Annotated in this window: 16 protein-coding genes and 4 pseudogenes; 11 read left to right on the forward strand and 9 right to left on the reverse strand. The window is 71.5% G+C overall.

Annotated elements, in window-relative coordinates:
- The first annotated feature begins 57 nt into the window (after positions 1-57).
- On the forward strand, positions 58-1,467 hold the full coding sequence (locus ACFWRV_RS16180; protein WP_384334437.1) for a purine-cytosine permease family protein: 1,410 nt from the start codon (positions 58-60) through the stop codon (positions 1,465-1,467).
- 94 nt (positions 1,468-1,561) lie between these two features.
- On the opposite strand, the pseudogene ACFWRV_RS16185 reads toward ACFWRV_RS16180, so the two are convergent.
- The 3 genes and pseudogenes from ACFWRV_RS16185 to ACFWRV_RS16195 all read right to left on the reverse strand — a co-directional run.
- Positions 1,562-1,900 (reverse strand): annotated as a pseudogene (locus tag ACFWRV_RS16185) (PRC-barrel domain-containing protein); the annotation flags it as partial.
- A gap of 285 nt (positions 1,901-2,185) precedes the next feature.
- Positions 2,186-3,109 carry an AEC family transporter gene (locus ACFWRV_RS16190; RefSeq protein ID WP_384334440.1) on the reverse strand — a complete coding sequence of 308 codons (924 nt, stop codon included), beginning with the start codon at positions 3,107-3,109 and terminating at the stop codon, positions 2,186-2,188.
- A 195-nt stretch (positions 3,110-3,304) separates the two neighbouring features.
- Entirely contained in the window at positions 3,305-4,744 is a 1,440-nt protein-coding gene (locus ACFWRV_RS16195; protein ID WP_384334443.1) for a hypothetical protein, read from the reverse strand.
- Positions 4,745-5,012: 268 nt separating this feature from the next.
- Between ACFWRV_RS16195 and ACFWRV_RS16200 the strand changes: the two genes are divergently transcribed.
- Genes ACFWRV_RS16200 through ACFWRV_RS16210 form a run of 3 tightly spaced genes read left to right on the forward strand, consistent with a single transcriptional unit; the run spans position 5,013 to position 7,987 of the window.
- Positions 5,013-5,858: an MIP/aquaporin family protein gene (locus tag ACFWRV_RS16200; protein WP_384334446.1), complete on the forward strand. Its 846-nt coding sequence runs from the start codon at positions 5,013-5,015 to the stop codon at positions 5,856-5,858.
- Between the two features lie 28 nt (positions 5,859-5,886).
- A complete protein-coding gene (glpK, locus tag ACFWRV_RS16205) occupies positions 5,887-7,404 on the forward strand; it encodes a glycerol kinase GlpK (RefSeq protein WP_384334448.1) in 1,518 nt (505 codons plus the stop codon).
- Between the two features lie 55 nt (positions 7,405-7,459).
- Positions 7,460-7,987 carry a GNAT family N-acetyltransferase gene (locus tag ACFWRV_RS16210; protein ID WP_384334451.1) on the forward strand — a complete coding sequence of 176 codons (528 nt, stop codon included), beginning with the start codon at positions 7,460-7,462 and terminating at the stop codon, positions 7,985-7,987.
- 13 nt (positions 7,988-8,000) lie between these two features.
- Here the strand turns inward: ACFWRV_RS16210 and ACFWRV_RS16215 are convergent.
- The 3 genes and pseudogenes from ACFWRV_RS16215 to ACFWRV_RS16225 all read right to left on the reverse strand — a co-directional run.
- Positions 8,001-8,187 (reverse strand): annotated as a pseudogene (locus tag ACFWRV_RS16215) (iron chelate uptake ABC transporter family permease subunit); the annotation flags it as partial.
- A gap of 154 nt (positions 8,188-8,341) precedes the next feature.
- Positions 8,342-10,606, reverse strand: a complete 2,265-nt coding sequence (locus tag ACFWRV_RS16220) for a PQQ-binding-like beta-propeller repeat protein (RefSeq protein ID WP_384334454.1) — start codon at positions 10,604-10,606, stop codon at positions 8,342-8,344.
- 68 nt (positions 10,607-10,674) lie between these two features.
- Positions 10,675-11,628 carry an oxygenase MpaB family protein gene (locus tag ACFWRV_RS16225; RefSeq protein WP_384334457.1) on the reverse strand — a complete coding sequence of 318 codons (954 nt, stop codon included), beginning with the start codon at positions 11,626-11,628 and terminating at the stop codon, positions 10,675-10,677.
- 143 nt (positions 11,629-11,771) lie between these two features.
- Between ACFWRV_RS16225 and ACFWRV_RS16230 the strand changes: the two genes are divergently transcribed.
- From ACFWRV_RS16230 to ACFWRV_RS16240, 3 genes are all read left to right on the forward strand, one after another.
- Positions 11,772-12,374 (forward strand): TetR/AcrR family transcriptional regulator, encoded by a 603-nt coding sequence (locus ACFWRV_RS16230; RefSeq protein WP_384334507.1) that lies wholly within the window; start codon positions 11,772-11,774, stop codon positions 12,372-12,374.
- Between the two features lie 105 nt (positions 12,375-12,479).
- Positions 12,480-13,829 carry an OFA family MFS transporter gene (locus ACFWRV_RS16235; RefSeq protein ID WP_384334460.1) on the forward strand — a complete coding sequence of 450 codons (1,350 nt, stop codon included), beginning with the start codon at positions 12,480-12,482 and terminating at the stop codon, positions 13,827-13,829.
- Complete coding sequence (locus ACFWRV_RS16240; protein WP_384334463.1) at positions 13,798-13,950, forward strand: hypothetical protein; 153 nt, start codon at positions 13,798-13,800, stop codon at positions 13,948-13,950. The genes ACFWRV_RS16235 and ACFWRV_RS16240 overlap by 32 nt, the downstream gene beginning before the upstream one ends.
- 52 nt (positions 13,951-14,002) lie before the next feature.
- Here ACFWRV_RS16240 and ACFWRV_RS16245 read toward each other — a convergent pair whose 3' ends face one another.
- From ACFWRV_RS16245 to ACFWRV_RS16255, 3 genes and pseudogenes are all read right to left on the reverse strand, one after another.
- Positions 14,003-15,970 (reverse strand): acyl-CoA dehydrogenase, encoded by a 1,968-nt coding sequence (locus tag ACFWRV_RS16245; protein WP_384334466.1) that lies wholly within the window; start codon positions 15,968-15,970, stop codon positions 14,003-14,005.
- 62 nt (positions 15,971-16,032) lie between these two features.
- Positions 16,033-16,485: a VOC family protein gene (locus tag ACFWRV_RS16250; RefSeq protein ID WP_384334468.1), complete on the reverse strand. Its 453-nt coding sequence runs from the start codon at positions 16,483-16,485 to the stop codon at positions 16,033-16,035.
- Positions 16,486-16,599: 114 nt separating this feature from the next.
- Positions 16,600-16,753, reverse strand: a pseudogene (locus ACFWRV_RS16255) (sugar ABC transporter permease); the annotation flags it as partial.
- Between ACFWRV_RS16255 and ACFWRV_RS16260 the strand changes: the two are divergent.
- The 4 genes and pseudogenes from ACFWRV_RS16260 to ACFWRV_RS16275 all read left to right on the forward strand — a co-directional run.
- A pseudogene (locus ACFWRV_RS16260) lies at positions 16,745-17,467 on the forward strand (class I SAM-dependent methyltransferase); the annotation flags it as partial. The pseudogenes ACFWRV_RS16255 and ACFWRV_RS16260 overlap by 9 nt on opposite strands.
- A 159-nt stretch (positions 17,468-17,626) precedes the next feature.
- Complete coding sequence (locus ACFWRV_RS16265; protein ID WP_384334471.1) at positions 17,627-17,920, forward strand: BatC protein; 294 nt, start codon at positions 17,627-17,629, stop codon at positions 17,918-17,920.
- A complete protein-coding gene (locus ACFWRV_RS16270) occupies positions 17,917-19,179 on the forward strand; it encodes a cupin domain-containing protein (RefSeq protein WP_384334474.1) in 1,263 nt (420 codons plus the stop codon). Before ACFWRV_RS16265 ends, ACFWRV_RS16270 begins: the two co-directional genes overlap by 4 nt.
- The gene (locus ACFWRV_RS16275; RefSeq protein WP_384334477.1) at positions 19,176-20,072 is read left to right on the forward strand and encodes a sucrase ferredoxin; all 897 of its coding nucleotides are present in this window, start codon (positions 19,176-19,178) and stop codon (positions 20,070-20,072) included. The genes ACFWRV_RS16270 and ACFWRV_RS16275 overlap by 4 nt, the downstream gene beginning before the upstream one ends.
- Positions 20,073-20,182 lie beyond the last annotated feature (110 nt).

Genomic DNA, 20,182 nt, shown 5'->3' on the forward strand with positions numbered 1-20,182 from the left:
GGATGCCGGGGCCGGGCGGGCGGCACCACACCACCGAGAGACCAGGGAGCCGCATTCATGGCAGCCGAAGACCTGGTGGAGCGCCGCTCCATCGACGTCGTCCCGGACGACGAACGGCACGGCACCGCGTTCAGTCAGTTCACCCTCTGGCTCGGCGCCAACCTCCAGATCACGGCGGTGGTCACGGGCGCGCTCGCCGTCGTCTCCGGCGGCGACGTGGTGTGGTCCGTCGTCGGCCTGCTGCTGGGCAATCTGCTCGGCGGCGCGGTCATGGCCCTGCACTCCGCGCAGGGCCCGAAGCTGGGTCTGCCCCAGATGATCCAGTCCCGGGCCCAGTTCGGGGTGAAGGGCGCGGTCGTTCCGCTGCTGCTGGTCATCCTCATGTACGTGGGCTTCTTCGCGAGCGGCAGCGTGCTGGCCGGCCAGGCGACGGCCCGGCTCATGCACACGAACGACACCACCGGCATCGTCGTCTTCGCGGTGGTCACGGCCGTCATGGCGGCGGTCGGCTACCGGGTGATCCACGTCCTGGGGCGGGTGGCGAGCGTCGTCTGCGCGCTGGCCTTCGTCTATCTGGGCATCCGCCTCCTGGACCGGGTGGACCTCTCGGCGCTGCTCGGCGACGCGCACTTCGACCTGCCGATGTTCCTGCTGGCGGTGTCGCTCTCGGCGTCCTGGCAGCTCGCCTTCGGACCGTACGTCGCGGACTACTCGCGCTATCTGCCGCGTACGACGTCGGGGCGGTCCACGTTCTGGTGGACGCTGTCGGGGTCGGCCATCGGCTCGCAGTGGTCGATGACCTTCGGGGTGCTCGTCGCGGCGACCGCCGGGGAGGCCTTCCTCGCGAACCAGGTCGGCTATGTGGTCGGCCTCGGCGGCGCGGGCCTGATCGCCTCGTTCCTGTACTTCGTGATCGCGCTCGGCAAGCTCACCATCAATGTGCTCAACACGTACGGCGGGTTCATGTCGATGGTGACGAGCATCAGCGGATTCCGGGGGCAGCGGACGCTGTCGCCGCGCGGCCGGGCCGTGTACATCGGGCTCATCATGGTGGCGGGGACAGCGCTGGCGCTGCTGGGCAAGGACAGCTTCCTGACCTCGTTCAAGGACTTCCTGCTGTTCCTGCTGACGTTCTTCACCCCGTGGTCGGCGATCAACCTGGTCGACTACTACCTGATCTCGCGGGAGCGGTACGACATCCCCGCCCTCTCCGACCCCCGGGGCCGCTACGGCGCCTGGCGCTGGGACGCCCTCACCGTCTACGGGATCGGCGTCCTCACCCAGCTCCCGTTCCTGGTGACGCACTTCTACACCGGTCCGCTGGCGGGCCCGCTGGGCGGCGCGGACGTCTCCTGGATCGTGGGCCTCGTGGTCCCGGCGGTGCTGTACTGGCTGCTGGCGCGCCGGGACACGCGGCACATCCCGGAGGAGACGGTGTACGTCCTAGCCTCGCCGCGCGAGCACTGACGCGAGGGAGACACGGACAGCGGGTGGGGCCCGACGCCAGATTGGTCGGGGCCCCCCCGCGGTGGGGTAGGGGCGAAAAAAAGAAGCGCACGGGACGGCCGTAGTATTCACCCGTCGTGCGGTGGAAGTCCGCGTCGCCGATGTGCTTGTCCTTGTCGAACTCCGGGGAGTCCTTGATCTGGTCCTTGGTGAGGTCGACGTAGACCTTCTTGTCGCCGTTGTCGATCCGGCTCACCGTGCCCGCCGGAAGCAGGACGTGCTTGCCGAAGATCCATACGCCGGTGTCGACCACCAGGTACGAGGACGTGACGTCGTCGGAGTGCTTGTCGACCTTGCCGATGCTGCCGTCCGTCGCCTCGACCTTGTAGCCGATCAGGTCGGTGCCGGCGGTGTGACCGGCAGTCGGCTGGTATCCCCACAGGTTCTCGGACATAAGAAACTCCTTCGTTCGCACGGAAATGCATGAGGTATTCGGGGCGGTTGGCGGGCGGTCGCCGGCGCCGGTTGGTCGTTGTCCGGGCGGGCTTTCCTTTTCCTCATCAACCGCTGACAGCCTCGTGCCCCTCCCTTTCCGCCGTATGTCCCCGAAATCGGTAGTTTTTCGATGGGTTCCGGGGGAACTCGGCGGGCTCGTGCTCTGTTCGGTTCGCCTCCACCGCCGAGCGGAACACGGTGGGCGCTGCCGCATTCCGATGCGGATGTCCCGGGTGCCGCGCCGTCAGCCCAGCAGCGCCGCGACGGTGATGAGCGCCGGAACGGACAGCAGCGTGGACAGCAGGATGGAATCCCGCGCGAACCGTTCGGCGACCCTGTAGTGCGAGGCGTACGTGAAGAGGTTCTGGGCGGCCGGGAGAGCGGCGATCACGACGACGTCCAGCAGCGCCTCGCCCCGCAGGTGGAACAGGCCCGCGCCGACGGCCCAGGCGACGAGCGGCTGGGCCACCGTCTTCAGCAGGGCGGACAGGTACAGCGCCCCCCGGTCCTCGCCACGGCCCGGCCGTTCGCCGCCGCGCAGGGATATCCCGAAGGCGAGGAGGACCGCGGGGACCGACATGTTGCCGATGAGGACGAGCGGTTCGAGCAGCGGACCGGGCACGGTCCACCCGGCGGCGGCCACCGCCACACCGGACAGCGACGCGATGGCCATGGGGTTGCGCAGGGGGGTGGACAGCCGCCGCAGAACCGACACCGGCTCCCCGGGCCGGCTGAGATCGAGGACGGTCAGGGCCAGCGGAGTCACCGCGATCTGCTGGAGCAGCAGAACCGGTGCGACGAGCGAGGCGTCGCCGAGTACGTAGACGGCGATGGGAATGCCCAGATTCCCGGCGTTGACGTAGCTGGAGCACAGGGCGCCGATCGTGACCCGCCCCGCGTCCCAGCGCAGGAACGGCCCGGCCACCACGACGAACACGGCGGCCGCCGCTCCCGTGGCGATGGCCGTGACCAGCAGACGCTCCGACAGGACGACGGACAGGTCGGCGCCCGCGAGCATCGTGAAGAGCAGGGCCGGGGTCGCGACGTTGAAGGCGAGCCGGGTCAGCACGGTGCGGCCGTCCTGCCCGAGGTACCCGCGGCGCCCTATGACGTACCCGACGGCGATCACGGTGGCGATCACCGTGAATCCGGTGAGAACTCCCTGCATGTCTTCCTTGCGGGTGGATCGGCTGCGGTGGCCGCCTGACGGGCGGAGCGCCTGGTCAGGCACGTGCCGGGACAGCGTCTCAGACCCGTGGTCTCGCCCCTGGGCCGGGGGCGGCGGCCGGTCGCACCTGGCGCACCCTGCCCGCGCTGCGGGCGGACGCCCGGCGCTGTGCACCGGACGCCGGCCCGCAGCGGGCTACGCGAACCTCAGCCGGTTCCGCACCGTGTTGCGCGCCATGAACAGGGTGAGGAACGCCTGTCCGGCCATCGCGCCGATGCGGTGCTCGCGGCCGTAGTAGGTGTTCTCCCCCGACGGCCCGTAGGTCCGGCCGTCGGTGAAGCGGGCCATCAGCCGGAGCTGCTCCTCGTTGTGCAGGCGTTCCCAGGTGGCGGCGGACGGGTCGATGCCCGTGTCCTGGGCCGTGAGGGAGACCAGGAGATCGAAGTTGCCGAAGTAGAAGGGGAAGTGGGTGCCCCAGTCGTTGCCCTCGGGGTAGTGGATCGCTCCGGAGCCCGGCTGGTAGATGGTCCTCGTCGAGCCGTCGGGGGCCGGGAAGGGCTTGTCGACCAGGGCGGAGTAGACCCGGGTGATGTTGTGCAGCGCGGCGCGGGGCGCCCTGCGGTCGGCGAGGCCGTAGACGAAGCCCTCGTAGAGGCTCTGGTCGAAGGCGACCATGTAGAGCGGGTGCAGGATGTGGTGGTTGTCCAGGGTGCCGTCGTCGGCGATGTTCGTGCCGCGCAGCCAACGGGACAGCTCGATGCCGTTGACCGTCCGGTCCCCGGTGAGGTCGGCGGGGCAGGCGGCGGCCGCCAGCAGCAGTTCGATGTTGCGGCGTCCCCAGGCGGCGGCGCGCGGGTGGCCGGGCATCATGACCTCGGCCAGCGAGAGGACCGCGGCGCTCCAGTTGTCCTCCTCGGCCTTGCTGTCGCCGGGGGTGACCGCGCTGCCGTCGCGGCGCTTCTCGTACAGCTGGTGGCCGCCCCTCCCGACCAGGTACAGATCGTCGCCGGTGGTGAGCCGGTCCGCCTCCCACGCCGTCATCGCGGCGATGTCCTCCCGCGCTTTCGCGTCCAGCTCGTTCCAGAACAGCCAGCCGGCCAGGGCGGTGTAGTACGCCCAGAGCGCGGTCTGCCAGCCTTTGCCCCAACGGGTCGCGGTGGAGGCGTTGTTGGCCAGGTGGCGGGCGGCGAGCGTGCGGATCAGGTTGCGGGTGCGGATGGTGGCGTTGGCCGCCGAGAGGGTTCTCGGGTCGTACGCCCCGGTGATCAGGGCGGTCACGGTGGCGACGGCCGCCATGGCGGGCAGCCGGATCGCCCGCTCGTCGGTGCCCTTGAGGTCGATGTATCCGTCCGGGAGGTAGGTGCGGTAGGTGTCGGCGTACCACGGGCCTATGAGGTGGCGGGAGCTGCCGGCCAGGATCGTCCGGACACGCTGTCCGGCGGCGTCCTGGACCGGGTAGGGGCCGATCGCCGCCCAGTCGACGGGGACGACCTCGCTCGCTGCGGACGCGCCCGGGGCGCCGGCCGTGCGACGCGCGGCACGGGCGGTGGCGGGGAGTCCGAGCGCGGCGGACGCGCCGAGGGCGAGCGAGGTGCCGAGGATCCGGCGGCGGGACGGTCGGTGCGGAGTGGTCATACGGCGCTCCCGTGGGGTGAGGTGCGGATGGTTCCGTTCCGGACAGGGCTCGTGCCGTGCGGCGACCGCGATGGTCCCGCGAAACGGACCTCGCGCGCCATGGCGCCTCTGCCGGGCCGACGTCCCGCCGCCACTCGAACGGCCCACCGTCGGGGCCGCCCACCCGTCATCCAATCCTCCCGATATGCCTCTCTTGTCGAAACGCCTTAGCCTGCTGACACTGCTCGGATAGTCGACAGCCGGCGCCGTCGGCGGAGGGCGAGCTTCCATGGCTGAGCTAGGTAAGAAGTCGGGATTGGTCGGCGAGTTGTCGGCCGAATTCGCGGGCACGATGATCCTCATCCTCTTCGGGTGCGGAGTCGTCGCCCAGGTGTCGGCGGGCGGAGCCTTGACGGATCCGGCCGGCGGGCTCGGGGACCACGACAGCATCGCCTGGGCGTGGGGGCTGGGCGTCACGCTCGGCGTCTACGTGGCGGCGCGGCTGAGCGGGGCCCATCTCAACCCGGCGGTGACCCTGGCGCTGGCCGCGTTCAAGGGGTTCCCGTGGCAGAAGGTGGCTCCGTACGCGGTGGCGCAGACGGCCGGTGCGTTCGTGGCCGCGCTGATCGTCCGCTGGAACTACAGCGAGGCGCTGGCGAAGGCCGACCCCGGACACACCATCAAGACGCAGGGGGTGTTCTCCACCCTGCCGGCCAACGGCAACCCGGCCCTGCCGGTGCACGAGTGGGGCGCGTTCCGCGACCAGATCATCGGCACCGCCATCCTGCTGCTGCTGATCATGGCCATCACCGACCTGCTGAACACCCCGCCCGGCTCGAACATGGGCCCGTTCATCATCGGCCTGGTCGTGGTCGCGATCGGCATGGCCTGGGGCACCAACGCGGGATACGCGATCAACCCGGCCCGCGACTTCGGCCCCCGGCTGGCGAGCTTCCTCACCGGGTACGGCGGGGCGTGGCGGGACCAGTACGGGAATCTCTACTTCTGGGTGCCCATCATCGCCCCGCTGCTCGGCGGCCTGTTGGGCGCCGGGCTCTACAAGTTCCTCGTCGGACGCTTCCTGCCGTCCGCCGAGCCCGAACCGCCGGGTCGCGTCCCGGCACCCACGGACTGAACCACAGCGCCCGGAGAGGCAGCACATCATGGCGGACTTCATCGGCGCGGTGGACCAGGGGACCACCAGCACCCGATTCATGATCTTCGATCACGGCGGCAACGAGGTCGCCAGGCACCAACTGGAGCACGAGCAGATCCTGCCCCGCTCCGGCTGGGTGGAGCACGATCCCGTGGAGATCTGGGAGCGCACCAACTCGGTGATCCAGAACGCCCTGCGGCACGGCGGTCTGTCGCCGACCGACCTTGTGGCGATCGGGATCACCAACCAGCGTGAGACCACGGTGGTCTGGGACCCGCGCAACGGGCGGCCCTACTACAACGCCATCGTCTGGCAGGACACCCGCACCGACGTCATCGCGGCGAACCTGGAGCGCTCGGGGAAGGGCGAGGTCATCCGCCGCAAGGCCGGGCTGCCGCCGGCGACGTACTTCTCCGGCGGCAAGATCCAGTGGATCCTGGAGAACGTCGACGGCGTACGGGAAGCGGCGGAGGCCGGGCACGCGCTCTTCGGCAACACGGACGCCTGGGTCCTGTGGAACCTGACCGGCGGCCCGAACGGCGGCATCCACGCCACCGATGTGACCAACGCGAGCCGCACCATGCTGATGGACCTGGAGACCCTCGACTGGGACGAGGAACTCCTCGGCTTCTTCGGCATCCCCCGGGCGATGCTTCCGAAGATCAACCCCTCGTCGCACCCGGAGGCCTACGGGTCCACCCGCACCTCCCGTCCGCTGAGCGCCGCCATCCCCATCGGGGGCGTCCTCGGCGACCAGCAGGCGGCCACCGTCGGCCAGGTCTGCTTCTCCCCCGGCGAGGCCAAGAACACCTACGGGACCGGCAACTTCCTGGTGCTCAACACCGGTGCCGAGCTGGTCCGTTCGCAGAACGGACTGCTCACCACGGTGGCGTACCAGTTCGGCGACGAACCGGTGGTCTACGCCCTGGAGGGCTCCATCGCCGTCACCGGTTCCGCGGTGCAGTGGCTGCGCGACCAGATGAAGATCATCAAGTCGGCGCCCGAGAGCGAGGAGCTGGCCCGCAGCGTCCAGGACAACGGCGGGATGTACTTCGTGCCCGCGTTCTCCGGCCTGTTCGCACCGTACTGGCGTTCCGACGCCCGCGGCGCGATCGTCGGCCTGGCCCGGTACAACGACAACGCCCACCTGGCGCGGGCCACGCTGGAAGCCATCTGCTACCAGAGCCGCGATGTGGTCGAGGCGATGGAGCAGGACTCCGGGGTCCATCTCGACGTGCTCAAGGTCGACGGCGGCGTCACCGCCAACGACCTCTGCATGCAGATCCAGTCGGACGTCCTCGGCGTCGAGGTCAGCCGTCCCGTCGTCGCCGAGACGACCGCTCTCGGCGCCGCCTACGCCGCGGGGCTCGCCACCGGTTTCTGGCAGAACACCGACGAACTGCGCACCCAGTGGCACGAGTCGAAGCGCTGGTCGCCCCAGTGGTCGGAGAAGCAGCGCGCGGAGGGCTACGCGGGCTGGAAGAGGGCGGTGGAGCGCACCCTCGACTGGGTGAAGGTCCCTTAGGACCCCTCGCATAGGTTGGGCCGGTCCCATCCGCCATCCCGACGAGGACCGGCCCATGCCCAGCAGCACCAGGATCCGCCTGATAGAGCCCGCCGACGCCGCCCCGATCGCCGCCCACCGGGTGCGGGACGCCGAGGCGTTCCGGCCGTGGGAACCGGCCCAGCCGGAGGACTTCTTCACCCCTCAGGGCCAGGCGGAGCGGATCGCGGGCCTGCTGGCCGGACACCGGGCCGGCACCGTCTGGCCGGGAGTGGTGCTCGCGGGCGACGAGGTGGTCGGGCAGATCACCGTCGGGGGCATCCTGCCGCAGCCCCATCTGCGCCGCGGCTCCGTCGGCTACTGGATCGCCTCGGTCGCCCAGAACCGGGGCCACGCCGGGCGGGCCGTCGAGCTGGCGCTCCGGGTGATGCGGGACGAACTCGGCCTGCACCGCGCCGAGGCGTCCACCAACCTGGAGAACCTGCCCTCCCAACGGGTGCTGCGCCGCAACGGGTTCACCCCGTACGGCGTCGCGCACGCCGCGATCTTCCTCGACGGGGGCTGGCGGGACGGGCTGTTGTGGGAGCGGATCCTCGGCGACTGAGCAGGTCGCGAGGCGGCAGGATCACCCCCTCCGTCGCGTGCTGCGCCGCGATGTCGGCGCCGAGCAGCAGGAGCGCGCCGACGAGCGCCGAGCCGGCGGGCGATCTGCGGCGCGGCAAGGGCGACGAAGACGATGGGGCCCGCCGCGGCGGTCACCGCGGCGGTCGCGGCCACGCCGAGGCCGACCAGCAGCAGCTTCGTGCCGACAGCAGCCCGCAGACCACGACCGAGCGGCGCATCGCACCAGGAGGATCAGTACGGGCGCGCCGATGAGCGGCATTATGACGCCGACCTGCAAGTCGGAGGGGGTCACGATCAGCCGGCCCATGCGACACGCCCCAGGAGGCCGCCGGGGTCAGCTCGACCTCGGCGGCCTCTGCGCGTCGAAGGCGAAGAGCGTGTTGTCGTCCGCGGCCACGAACACCGCGCGCCCCGCGACGGTCACGCGCGGGCTCGCGTTCTGCTCCCCCGTCAGGCCGTCGGCCTGCGGGTCCGTCGTCCACAGCCGCTCGCCGTCGTCCGGCGACAGCGCGACCACCCGGCCGGTGGCCGAGCTGAAGTACACCGCGCCGGGCCCGGACGCGGGCCCCGACGCGCCCTCGACGCCCGTCTGCCGCGACCACTTCTTCCGTCCGGTCGCGGGGTCGAACGCCGTCACGAGGCCGGTCTGCCCGCTCACGTAGACGGTGCCGTCCGCCATGCCGGGCGTGCCGTCGTACGCCGTGTCGAGCCGGGAGTACGTGACCTTCCGCGAGGCCGGATCGACCCGCGCCACCCCGTCGTACCCGGCGGGTTCCGGGCCCTCGTAGTGCTGGGAGAGGAGGACGAGCCGGCCGTCGGCGACGCCCATCGGCACGACGGGGCCGTCGACCGCGATGGACTCGCCGAGCGTGCCGGAGTCGAGGGCGAGCGTGCGCACGGTGGGGTGGCGCACCTGGAGGGCGTTCATCTCCGTTTCCGTGGCGCACATCGCGAGGAGCCGCTGTCCCACCGGGACGGGCGCGCACTGCGCCCCCGCCGGGAACGGGGTCGTCCAGGCCACCTCTCCGCTCTGGGCATCCCGGGCCTCGAAGCGGGAGTCGGCGGCGTCGACCGTCACCACCGTGGAGCCGACCACGACGGCGTCCATGCTCCGGCCCGTGACGGCCGTCGACTGAGCGCCGGACGGCACGGACCACAGCTCCCGGCCGCTGTCCGCGTCGAGGGCCACCACCTCCTGGGGAGGGCCCTGCGGGGCATCCTGGTCGGCGATGCGGTAGCCGATCACCGTGTCGTCGGTGGCGCCCACCAGGTGCATGCCCTGGACGGGGACGCCCGGGCTCTTCGCCGTCCACACCCGCGACCCGTCCTTGGCGTCGAGGCGGGTGGCGACCACACCGCCTCCCCCGCAGAACAGCGCCTCGCCGCGCGCGACGCAGCGCAGCTCGTCGGGGATGTCCTCGCGGCCGCCCAGCACGGTTCTGCGCCACGGTGCGAAGCCCTCGGGGAGGGTGCCGGCCGGGGCCGCGGTGCTCGGGCCCGCGCCGCCGCCGCGGCCGTCCGTGGAGGCACCGCCTGACGTCAGCGCGGCGACTCCCCCGCCGATCGCCGCAACCGCGACCGCCGCGGCCAGCACGGGCCGCCACCGCAGACGCCGACGACCGGTGCCCACGACGCCGGTGTCCCCGGTGCCCCGGTCCCCGGATCCGGATGCGGCTGGGGCGGCCGGGGTCGGGCTGGCCGGGGTCGGGCTGGCCGGGGTCGTGAGGTGATGCTGAGTGATCATGTCGCGGGTACGGCCGACTCCCGGTCCGCCCGTGTCCGTCCCGCCCAGCTCGGCCGGCAGATCCCGCAGCAGCACGAGGAGTTCGTCCGCCGACGGGCGCCCCTCGGGCTCCTTGTCCAGGCACGGCTCGACGACCGCCCGCAGGGCCATCGGCACCGCCCCCAACGACGGCTCCTCGTGCACCACCTGGTAGGCCGTGATGTACGGGCTGTCCGCGTCGAACGGCCCGTGGCCCGTCGCCGCGTACACCAGGAGCGTCCCCAGCGAGAAGACGTCGGACCGCGGCCCCACGCCGCGCGGCGCCTGCAACTGTTCGGGCGACATGAAGGGCGGCGTCCCGATGACCCGCCCCGTCATCGTCAGCGTCTGCTGGTCCGCGGCGCGCGAGATGCCGAAATCGATGACGCGGGGCCCCTCGGGCGAGAGCACGACGTTCGAGGGCTTGAGATCCCGATGGACGACGCCCACCCGGTGGATGTCGCGCAGCGCCTCCGCGAGACCGATGGCGAGCTTTCTCAGCTCCACCCCGTTCAGCGGGCCCTGCTCGGTGATGCGCTGGGCGAGCGTGAGCCCCTCGATGTAGGTCGTCGCCATCCACGGCTGCTCGGCCTCGGGAGCCGCGTCGACCACGGCGGCGGTGAACGCGCCGCTCACCCGCCGTGCGGCCGCCACCTCCTGCCGGAACCGGATGCGGAACTCCTCGTCCGCCGCGAACTGCTGGTGGATCAGCTTGATCGCGACAGGCCGGCCCGAACTCGTACGGGCCAGGAAGACCGTGCCCATGCCACCCGAACCGAGCCGCTCCTCCAGCGGGTAACCGCCGATCTCGGCTGGATCGCCTCCGCGCAGCGACACTCTTCCCTACCTCCCGTCCCCCGTGCGTCTCTGCCACCACGGGCCTGCTCATCTGTCCTCCGCACAAACTAGTCGCAGGGCGGCGCGTAGTGCTGAGGGAGCCCCTGTCGATCCTCGGGCGGCAGGTTCCGGGCCGGTGTCTCCAGCGGGCCGGACACCGGCCGGCCCCGCTCGCGGTCCCAGCCCGCCCGGGCGCGCGGGTGGTAGCGGAGGCGCTCGGGGACGTACCGCCAGGTGTGGTGCACCGACCGGCCCAGCAGGCACAGCAGCCGTTCGTCGTGGGGCGTCCAGCGCAGTCCGAGGCGGTCCCGGACGGCCTGCGGATACAGGCCGACCGTGATCCACAGCGTCAGCCGGACGAGCGGGACACGCAGGAGGGCCCACAGCGGCGTGGGCAGCAGCCTCAGCAGGGGCGGCTTGGCGATACGGCGCATGTCCAGGACTTCCCGGGTCGGCCGGTTGTCCTCCAGGACGTCGGCGCACATGTGGTCCCAGTACCTCTGGAACTCCTCCCAGCTGCCGGGAACGGGCCGCATCGAGAGGCCGTACAAGGCGTACCAGCGGACGTGCTCGTCGAAGAGCGTGCGCCGCTGGGCTTCGGTCAGGCCGCCGCCGAAACGCTCGGCGACGTGCACGGTCAGCATGAAGAACGTGGCGTGCGCCCAGTAGAACGTGCCCGGGTCGAGTGCGTGATAGGGACGGCCGCGCTCGTCGACCCCGCTGATCGACGCGTGGTAGCCGCGCACCTCGCGGGCGGTCCGGACGGCGAGCGGCCCGTCGTAGACCACTCCCCCGATCGGGTACAGCGAGCGGAAGAGGCGCTCCCAGCGCTCCTCGAAGAAGCGCGAGTGCTCGGCGACGCCCGCGCCCAGTTGGGGGTGCATGTTCTGCATCGATCCGGCCCAGGGAGCCAGGAGGAGACCTCGCCAGTCGCCGAACCAGCGCCAGGTGAGGGAGTCGGGGCCGAGCGGTTCGGGGGGTCTCGGGCCGGTCGGGTCCGGTCCGTGCGCTGACGCTGTCACGTGTACCTCCGCTGGGGGTTTCCGTTGCGAGGTCGTGGAGAGCAATCTGATGACACCTGTCCTCAGGTTAAAATGTGCGGACACCTGTCGTCAATGACGTGAACAGCACACGCTTGCGTGAACAGAACACGGGGGAACCGGAGTTGACGGAACGGAGCTGGGGCGGGACCAAGCTCGCCGATCGTCGCGCCGCCCGTCGGCAGACCCTCCTGGACGTCGCCGAGCGCCTGGCCGGCGAGGAGGGCTGCGCGGCCGTCACGGTCCGGTCCGTCTGCCGCCGGGCACATTTGACGGACCGCTACTTCTACGAGAGCTTCCCCGGCCGCGACGACCTGCTCCTCGCCGCCTTCGAGCGGGTCGCCGACGAGGCCAGAAGCGCTCTGGAGGAAGCCGTGGCGCTCAGCGACCCGCAGCGCGAGGTCCGGGCCCGGGCCGCCGTCTCCGCCTTCGTCGCCCTGGTCCTGGACGCACCGCACAAAGGCCGCCTGCTGCTCCTGGAGCCCTTCGCCGACCCGGTGCTCGGGGCCCGCAGCCACCGGCTCATGCCGGTGTTCACCGACCTCGTCGGCGGCCAGCTCTCCGCCACGGGCGACGACATCGACCGCCGGATGGCCGCGCACGCCCTGGTCGGCGGCCTCGCGAACCTCTTCGCCGGGTGGCTGCACGGCACGCTCGACGTCCCGCGCGAGCGACTGGAGGCGCACTGCGTGGAGCTGGTGCTCGCGGCGACGTCACCCCGGGAGTAGCGCGGCGGCCGGCGGGGATCCGTCACCCTCACGCGAAACGAACAAGGTGAAAGTTTAATCAACAGCCTTCTCAACCAGATTCGCACTCACTACGGTGAGGGATTCATGAGTCCCCCCATCGCCCCCGTGGGCTGGAGTCGCTGGCTGGTGCCGCCGGCCGCCCTCTCGATCCACCTCTCCATCGGTCAGGCCTACGCCTGGTCCGTGTTCAAGCCACCGCTGGAGGACGCGCTCGGTCTGAGCGGCACGCAGAGCGCCCTCCCCTTCCAGCTCGGCATCGTCATGCTCGGGCTCTCCGCCGCCTTCGGCGGCACGCTCGTGGAGCGCAGGGGGCCCCGATGGGCGATGACCGTCGCCCTCGTCTGCTTCTCGTCCGGCTTCCTGCTCTCCGCACTCGGCGCCGCGACCGAACAGTTCTGGCTGATCGTCCTCGGCTACGGCTTCGTCGGCGGCATCGGCCTCGGCATCGGCTACATCTCGCCCGTCTCGACGCTCATCAAGTGGTTCCCCGACCGCCCCGGCATGGCCACGGGCATCGCCATCATGGGGTTCGGTGGCGGCGCGCTGATCGCCTCGCCCTGGTCGGCGCAGATGCTGGAGTCCTTCGGCAGCGACAGCCACGGCATCGCCCTGGCCTTCCTGGTGCACGGACTGACCTACGCCGTCTTCATGCTGCTCGGCGTCCTGCTGGTACGGGTGCCGCGCCCGCGCACCGAGGAACGACGGGCGGACGGCAGCCCCGCCGCCCCCGCCGGACCGCAGGTGTCGGCGCGCCAGGCGCTGCGCACCCCGCAGTTCTGGCTGCTGTGGGTCGTGCTCTGCATGAACGTCACCGCGGGTATCGGCATCCTGGAGAAGGCCGCGCCGATGATCACGGACTTCTTCGCGGGCACCTCAACGCCCGTGTCGGTGACCGCGGCCGCCGGTTTCGTCGCCCTGCTGTCCGCGGCCAACATGGCCGGCCGGATCGGCTGGTCCTCGACCTCCGACCTGGTCGGGCGCAAGAACATCTACCGCCTCTACCTCGGCGCGGGCACGCTCATGTACGCGCTCATCGCCCTGGTGGGAGACTCCTCCAAGCCGCTGTTCGTCCTCTGCGCGCTGGTCATCCTCTCCTTCTACGGCGGCGGCTTCGCGACGATCCCCGCCTACCTCAAGGACCTGTTCGGCACCTATCAGGTCGGCGCGATCCACGGCCGTCTGCTCACCGCCTGGTCCACCGCGGGTGTGCTGGGGCCGCTGATCGTGAACTGGATCGCCGACCGGCAGGAGGAGGCCGGGAAGGACGGCGCGGATCTGTACGGGACGTCCCTCCTCATCATGATGGCCCTGCTCGTCGTCGGCTTCGTGGCCAACGAACTGGTCCGCCCGGTCCACCCGTCCCACCACCTCGCCGCCGTCACCGCGCAGAAGGGAGCGCCCGATGTCCGACAGCAGCAGTCAGAGTCCGCCTGATGCCTCCGCGGGGAGGGACCGGCGGCCGCTGATCGCCTTCACCTGGCTGTGGGTGGGCGCTCCGCTCGCCTACGGGCTGTACGAACTGGTCCGCAAGGCCACTCAGTTGTTCACCGGCTGACGGTTCACCGACGGACCCCGGGCAGCGGGCCCGGGGTCCGTCGGTGAAGAGTTCAGGCTCCGCCCACCAGGTCAGGGGCGCGCAGCATGGCGTCCGGGATCCCCCAGGCGTCGACGAGGCCGCCCGCCAGGGGCCGGACCTTGCGGCAGAGGTCGTTCACCTCGCGGGTGATCGCCTTGGAGCGCTGGACGGTCAGCCGGCCGTGCTCCATGAACCACGCCCGGTCCGCCTCGATCGTCGACAGGGCGTACAGGTCGCACAGCAGGCCCAGCGCGACCTTGTTGCCGCCCTCGGGCAGCGTACGCGTCTTCTCGACGAACGCCTCCAGCACCAGCCGCTCGATGTGGGCCCGGGCGACGGCGATGACGTGGTCCTGGACCTGCGAGAAGACCGCGCCCGGATCGCCCTTCTGGTCGATTCCGCGCTTGAGCCTGCGGGCCACCCCGGCGAGCATGTGCTCCTCGCGGTAGCGGACCATGGCGAGCTGGTACTCCGAGTCGAGGAGGCCCGCTTCCTGGTCCCATTCGTCGCCGCCCGGCAGCAGGTCCCGTACCCGTTCGAGCAGCTTGTGGGCCGACGTCTTCTCGATGACGGTCTCGACGGCGAGGTTGGTGACGTAGCGGACCATGCCCAGCTGGTCGAGGTCCTCGAACTCGCTCGCGTAGTCGGTGAGCAGGCCCTTGGCGACGAGCTGGAGCAGGACGTGGTTGTCGCCCTCGAAGGTGGTGAAGATGTCGCTGTCGGCCTTGAGCGCGGCGAACCGGTTGACGCCGAGGTAGCCGGCGCCGCCGCACGCCTCGCGGCACTCCTGGATCACCCGGGTGGCGTGCCAGGTGCCGAGCGCCTTGGTTCCGGCGGCGCGGGCCTCCAGCAGGCGCCGGGCCTGCGGGTCGCTCTCCAGGTCGGAGAAGACGTCGTGGAGCTGCGTGCGGACGACGTCCTGCGCGAAGTGCAGGGCGTAGGTCTGCGCGACGAGCGGCAGCAGACGGCGCTGGTGCAGTCCGTAGTCGAGGAGCAGCTGCTCCTCGTCCTGGGCGCCGGCCGCGAACTGCCGGCGCCGCAGGGCGTACTTCACGGCGATCGCGAGGGCGACCTTGGCCGCGTTGACCCCGGCGCCGCCGACGCTGACCCGGCCCTGCACCAGGGTGCCGAGCATGGTGAAGAAGCGGCGGTCGGGGTTGTCGATCGGGCTCTCGTAGACGCCTTCCGGGGTGACGTCGGCGAACTGGTTGAGCAGTGCCTCGCGCTCCACCCGCACCCCGTCGAACTGGATGCGCCCGTTGTCCACGCCGTTGAGGCCCATCTTGCGGCCGTCGTCCTCGATGTGGACCCCGGGGGCCGGCTCGCCGCCGACCCGGATCGGCACGACGAACGCGTGCACGCCCCTGGCCTCCCCGCCCACCTCCAGCTGGGCGAAGACGACCGCGAGTTCGCCGTGGCGGGCCGCGTTGCCGATGTAGTCCTTGCGCGCCTGGTCGCCCTCGGTGGTGATGACGAACTGCCGGCTGTCGACGTCGTAGCGTGCGATCGTGCCGAGCGCCTGGACGTTGGAGCCGTGCCCGGTCTCGGTCATCGCGAAGCAGCCCATCAGTTCCCCGGTGACCAGGCCGGGCAGATAGGCGTCGTGGTGGCGCTCGGTGCCCAGGTGCAGGATGGCGCCGCCGAAGAGCCCGAACTGCACCCCGACCTTCACCAGCACCGACAGATCACCGAAGGCGAGCGTCTCGAACGCGGCGATCGAGGCCCCGACGTCGCCGCCTCCGCCGTACTGCTTCGGGAAGCCCATCCCGGTCTGGCCCGTCGCCGCCATCTCGACCACGAGTTCGCGCACCCGCTCGCGGTAGGCGTCGATGTCGAGCTCGTCGGCCTCGTCCAGCACGGAGGCGTGCGTCACCAGGTTGGCGCGGACCAGGTCGCGGACCTCGGCGTACTCGCCGTCGAGCACCTCGGTCAGCGCCCGGACGTCGAGCTCCGGCTGTACGTACCCGCCGGCCGCGGGCGATGTTCTGTCAGTGGTCATACCGTTTCGCTACCCCGCCCGGAGACGATCAAGCGGTGGGCCCCACGCCCGGCACGGCCCCGTCAGTCCTGACCGGCGGGCGGATCGGCCAGGATGCCTTCGAGCAGCCCCGTGGCCTGGCCGACCTCGATGAGATAGCCGTCCGGGTCGCGCAGATAGCAGCGGATCTCGGCCTTCCGGTCGATCGGCGGGGTGAGGAACTCGGCTCCCTTCGCACTCCACTCGCGGTAGCAGCGTTCGATGTCGGCCACGCGGATGTTCAGGAAGCTCGTCGCGGTGCCGGGATCGGTCGGCGGGTGAAGCGTGACGTCGGGCTTGTCGGGGGTCGGGCCACCGCCGGGGTTCATGATCAGCCAGCTGTTCGCGAGCTTGATGATGCACGGATTCTCGTCGAGGACCACTTCGCCGCCGAGGACGTCGGCGTAGAACGCACGGGCACGCGGAACGTCCGCGACGGTCAGGAAGTGGGTGAGGAGCAGGCCCGACGCGGGGGCCGGGAGGTCTTCACGGCGCATGGTGTGACGCCTCCAGACGGATGTCGACGTACCTCCCATGGTGGACCACCCCGCCGACCCCCGAAAGACGATCATGAACGGACCGGCGCTGTTCGCGGCAGGGGCAGGGGCCGGTCAGGAGCCCGCCCCGCGCTTGTTCCCGACGTCGAAGCCGACCGCGGCCAGCAGCGCCAGGCCCTTGATCACCTGCTGCCAGTCGGTGCCGACGCCGACGAGGTTCATGCCGTTGTTGAGGACCCCCAAGGACCAGGCCGCCGATGTCAAGACCTCGGGAGTGCCCTACGACCGGCTGCGCGAGGAAACCTCGTCGTCGTCGCGCTGGACGACGGCCGGGTCGTCGAGGGGGACCTGCGCCCCTCTACGGACACCGAGACGCACCGCAGTCTCTACCGGGCCTTCCCGTCGATCGGCGGGGTCACCCACACCCACGCGCCGCACGCCGTGGCCTTCGCCCAGGCCCGCCGCCCGATCCCGGTGCTCGGCACCACCCACGCGCGGAGCGCCCGCCAAGTGGTCCTCCTCGGCGCGGGGTTGGACGCACGCGCGGGCCGGCTCGACTGGCCTCCCGGCTGCGTGGTCTTCGAGGTCGACCGGGAGGAGGTGCTGGCCTTCAAGCACCGGGTGCTCGGCGGTCTTTCGGCCGCCCCGAAGGCAGCACGCGTCCCGGCCCCGATGGATCTGCGCGCCGGCCTTCGAGGTCAAGCTGGAGAAGGACCTGCTGGAGTAGCGCGACAGCACGCTGTACACCTCCACGAGGGACCAGATCGGCATCGACCTCCGGGACCTGTTCGATCTGAATCCCCGCCCCGACTCCGCAGGCCGCTTGGCGGACCGGGGCTGGTCCACCTCGGTCCACACCCCCTTCGACTTCACCCGCCTGCACGGCCGCGGCCCCCTGCCCGAGCCGAACGACGCGCTGGCGGGCAACCGGTGGGTGTTCGCGGACAAGCCGCGTTCCGCCGGTGTCGGACGCGGGGCGTGAGTTCCGGCAATCGGAGGACTTCTCGCTGCTCGAATCGATGTTTCTCAGCCACGGGGATACGGTGATTACGGGTTATTTCAGTGCAGATCGACGTCCCGGCGACCGGGTTTCCGGAGAACGGAAAGCCATCGTCCCCATGGTGCGATCCCAGGAGGAATGATGACAGAGCACGACGCGAGTGGAGCTGAGGGACCGGCGGACGGCGGAGCGGCCGGGACGCCCGGCGTCCACGACGGCGGAGCCGACGGCGGCGCGGACGGCGGAGCCGAAGGGCCCGCGGACGGTGGTGCGGCCGGTACCCCTGGCGTCCACGACGGCGGAGCCGACGGCGGCGCGGACGGCGGAGCCGAAGGGCCCGCCGATGGTGGTGCGGCCGGTAGCCCCGGCGTCCACGACGGCGGAGCCGACGGCGGCGCGGACGGCGGAGCCGATGAGGCCGGCAGCCGCTCTTGAGCAAGCCCCGCACCGAGCTCCAGGATTCCGGCGTCCGCGAGGGCGCCGGAATCCTGGAGTCCCGCCTGACCAGGCTCAGCCGGGAGGAGTTCGCCCGTGACGTCTGGGCACGGACAGCGGCGCTGACGCGCGACGCGAGCGATTTCTCCGATGTCTTCTCCACGTCAGCCGTGGACGAGCTGATCTCCCGCCGCGGGTTGCGTACGCCGTTCCTCCGGGTCGCCCAGGACGGAGCGACCCTTCCTTCCTCGTCCTTCACGGCGCCCGCGGGGGTCGGGGCCACCGTCGCCGATCAGCTCGACGACACCGCCCTGTGGCGTGCGTTCGCGGACGGTGCCACGCTCGTTCTTCAGGCGCTGCACCGCACCTGGGAGCCCGTGGCGGACCTGGTCTCCGGACTGAGTACGGAGCTGGGGCATCCCGTACAGGCGAACGCCTACGTCACCCCGCCGCAGAACCGGGGGTTCGACGCGCACTACGACGTGCACGACGTCTTCGTCCTCCAGATCGAGGGGGCGAAACGGTGGGTGATCCACGAGCCGGTGCTGCCGGATCCGTTGCGCGATCAGCCGTGGACCGATCACCGTGCGGCCGTGGCCGACCGGGCCGCGCACGGGACGCCCCACCTGGACACCCTGCTCCGTCCCGGCGATGTGCTCTATCTGCCGCGCGGCTGGCTGCACTCGGCGCGGGCCCAGGGAGAGGTCTCGGTCCATCTGACGCTGGGGGTCCACGTGTGGACCCGGTATGCGCTGGCCGAGCAGCTGACCCGGGCCGCCCTCGCGGCGCTGTGCGACGATCCGTCCATGCGGCGCTCCCTTCCCCTGGGGACCAGGGGCCCGGGCGGCGCGGACGGCCCGGACGATGTGGACGGTGCGGCCGGCTCGAACGGTTCGGACGGCGACATGGACCTGGTCCGTGAGCGCCTGCTCGCCGCCGTCGCCGGGGCCGACCCCGCAACGCTGTTCCACCGCGCGCGGCGGTCCCAGGGCCGCCCCGCTCCCCTGGGGCCGGTGGCCCAGCTCACCGCGTTGAACGGCCTCGGAACGACGTCACAGGTGCGGCTGCGCAAAGCACTGGAGCCACGGCTGGAAGGAACGCGGCTGTTCACCCGCGTGGGTCACCTCGACTTCACGGCGCCCGACCTCGTACCCGTGGCCCGGCTGCTCGACGGCCGGGTCCGCACCGCCGGCGAGCTCGGCCTCGCGCTCGCCGGGCGGCTGTTGCGGGCGGGCGTGCTGGTGCCCGCGGACCGGTGAGCACGCCGGATCGGTTCTTCTGCGCCGACGCGGCCCGGGCCCGTGACGACGCGTTCGTCGGCACCGCTCCCTTCGGCTCCGCCTGGGTTCTCATCGAGTACCGGCGCGCTTGGCCCGCCAACGGTTTCGACGGCCTCGACCTCGATCCGGAGACCAAGACCCTCGTGTTCACCGCGGCCCGGGCAAGCCGGGCCCGGATCCTCCTCATCCGGCGGCACGGACGCCGCCGCCCCGAGGGGAGCAGCCGGTGGGCGGTACTGCACCACGACAACTCCGGCGCGCTGCGCCAGCAGTGGGGCAGCTGGCGCCGCGACCAGGACCTGGCGCGGATCGTGACCGCCCTCGACTCCCCGGGGATGCCGGGCCTCGCCCCCGTCGTCCTCGTCTGCGCCCACGGCCTGCACGACGCCTGCTGCGCGGTGCGCGGGCGGCCCGTGGGCCAGGCCCTCAGCGCGCGCTGGCCCGACCTGGTGTGGGAATGCACGCACGTGGGCGGTGACAGGTTCGCGGCCAATGTCGTCGTCGTGCCCGACGGCGTCTACTACGGCAATCTGGACGCCCGGTCGGCGGTCACCGTGGTCGAGGAGCACCTCGCCGACCGTATCCGCGCCGACCACCTGCGGGGCTACACCACCCTCCGCCCGCCGCAGCAGGCAGCGGTGGCCGCGGTGCTCCGGCGCTTCGGCCCGGCGGGCAGACACGATCACGCGGTCACCGCGACGGTCCGCGACATCGACGGCTGGCACGTCCGCGTCAGCGGTCGGGCGCCGCACGCGAGGGTGTTCGACATCGAGGTACGGGCCCGGCGCACGCCGGCGCGCCAACTGACCTGCCGCGGACCGGCGAACAGTTCCGCGCTCGTCTATGACGTGACGTCGATCCGCGACTGCTGAGCGGCGGCTCGCGCGGCCGGCCGGCCTGCGGCTCATGATGGCGGCGAAGTCCATCCGCGTACCGGTCGGGCAAGGCGAGGAGGTCACGCTCCCGCGGGGTCAGCCGGTCG

The sequence above is a fragment of the Streptomyces sp. NPDC058576 genome (genome assembly GCF_042718715.1).
Classification (GTDB): Bacteria; Actinomycetota; Actinomycetes; order Streptomycetales; family Streptomycetaceae; genus Streptomyces.

Coding starts and splice junctions, on each gene's coding strand:
- ACFWRV_RS16180 (WP_384334437.1), top strand. CDS start 58: ATGGCAGCCGAAGACCTGGTGGAGCGCCGCTCCATCGACGTCGTCCCG.
- ACFWRV_RS16190 (WP_384334440.1), bottom strand. CDS start 3,109: ATGCAGGGAGTTCTCACCGGATTCACGGTGATCGCCACCGTGATCGCC.
- ACFWRV_RS16195 (WP_384334443.1), bottom strand. CDS start 4,744: ATGACCACTCCGCACCGACCGTCCCGCCGCCGGATCCTCGGCACCTCG.
- ACFWRV_RS16200 (WP_384334446.1), top strand. CDS start 5,013: ATGGCTGAGCTAGGTAAGAAGTCGGGATTGGTCGGCGAGTTGTCGGCC.
- glpK (WP_384334448.1), top strand. CDS start 5,887: ATGGCGGACTTCATCGGCGCGGTGGACCAGGGGACCACCAGCACCCGA.
- ACFWRV_RS16210 (WP_384334451.1), top strand. CDS start 7,460: ATGCCCAGCAGCACCAGGATCCGCCTGATAGAGCCCGCCGACGCCGCC.
- ACFWRV_RS16235 (WP_384334460.1), top strand. CDS start 12,480: ATGAGTCCCCCCATCGCCCCCGTGGGCTGGAGTCGCTGGCTGGTGCCG.
- ACFWRV_RS16240 (WP_384334463.1), top strand. CDS start 13,798: ATGTCCGACAGCAGCAGTCAGAGTCCGCCTGATGCCTCCGCGGGGAGG.
- ACFWRV_RS16245 (WP_384334466.1), bottom strand. CDS start 15,970: ATGACCACTGACAGAACATCGCCCGCGGCCGGCGGGTACGTACAGCCG.
- ACFWRV_RS16250 (WP_384334468.1), bottom strand. CDS start 16,485: ATGCGCCGTGAAGACCTCCCGGCCCCCGCGTCGGGCCTGCTCCTCACC.
- ACFWRV_RS16265 (WP_384334471.1), top strand. CDS start 17,627: ATGACAGAGCACGACGCGAGTGGAGCTGAGGGACCGGCGGACGGCGGA.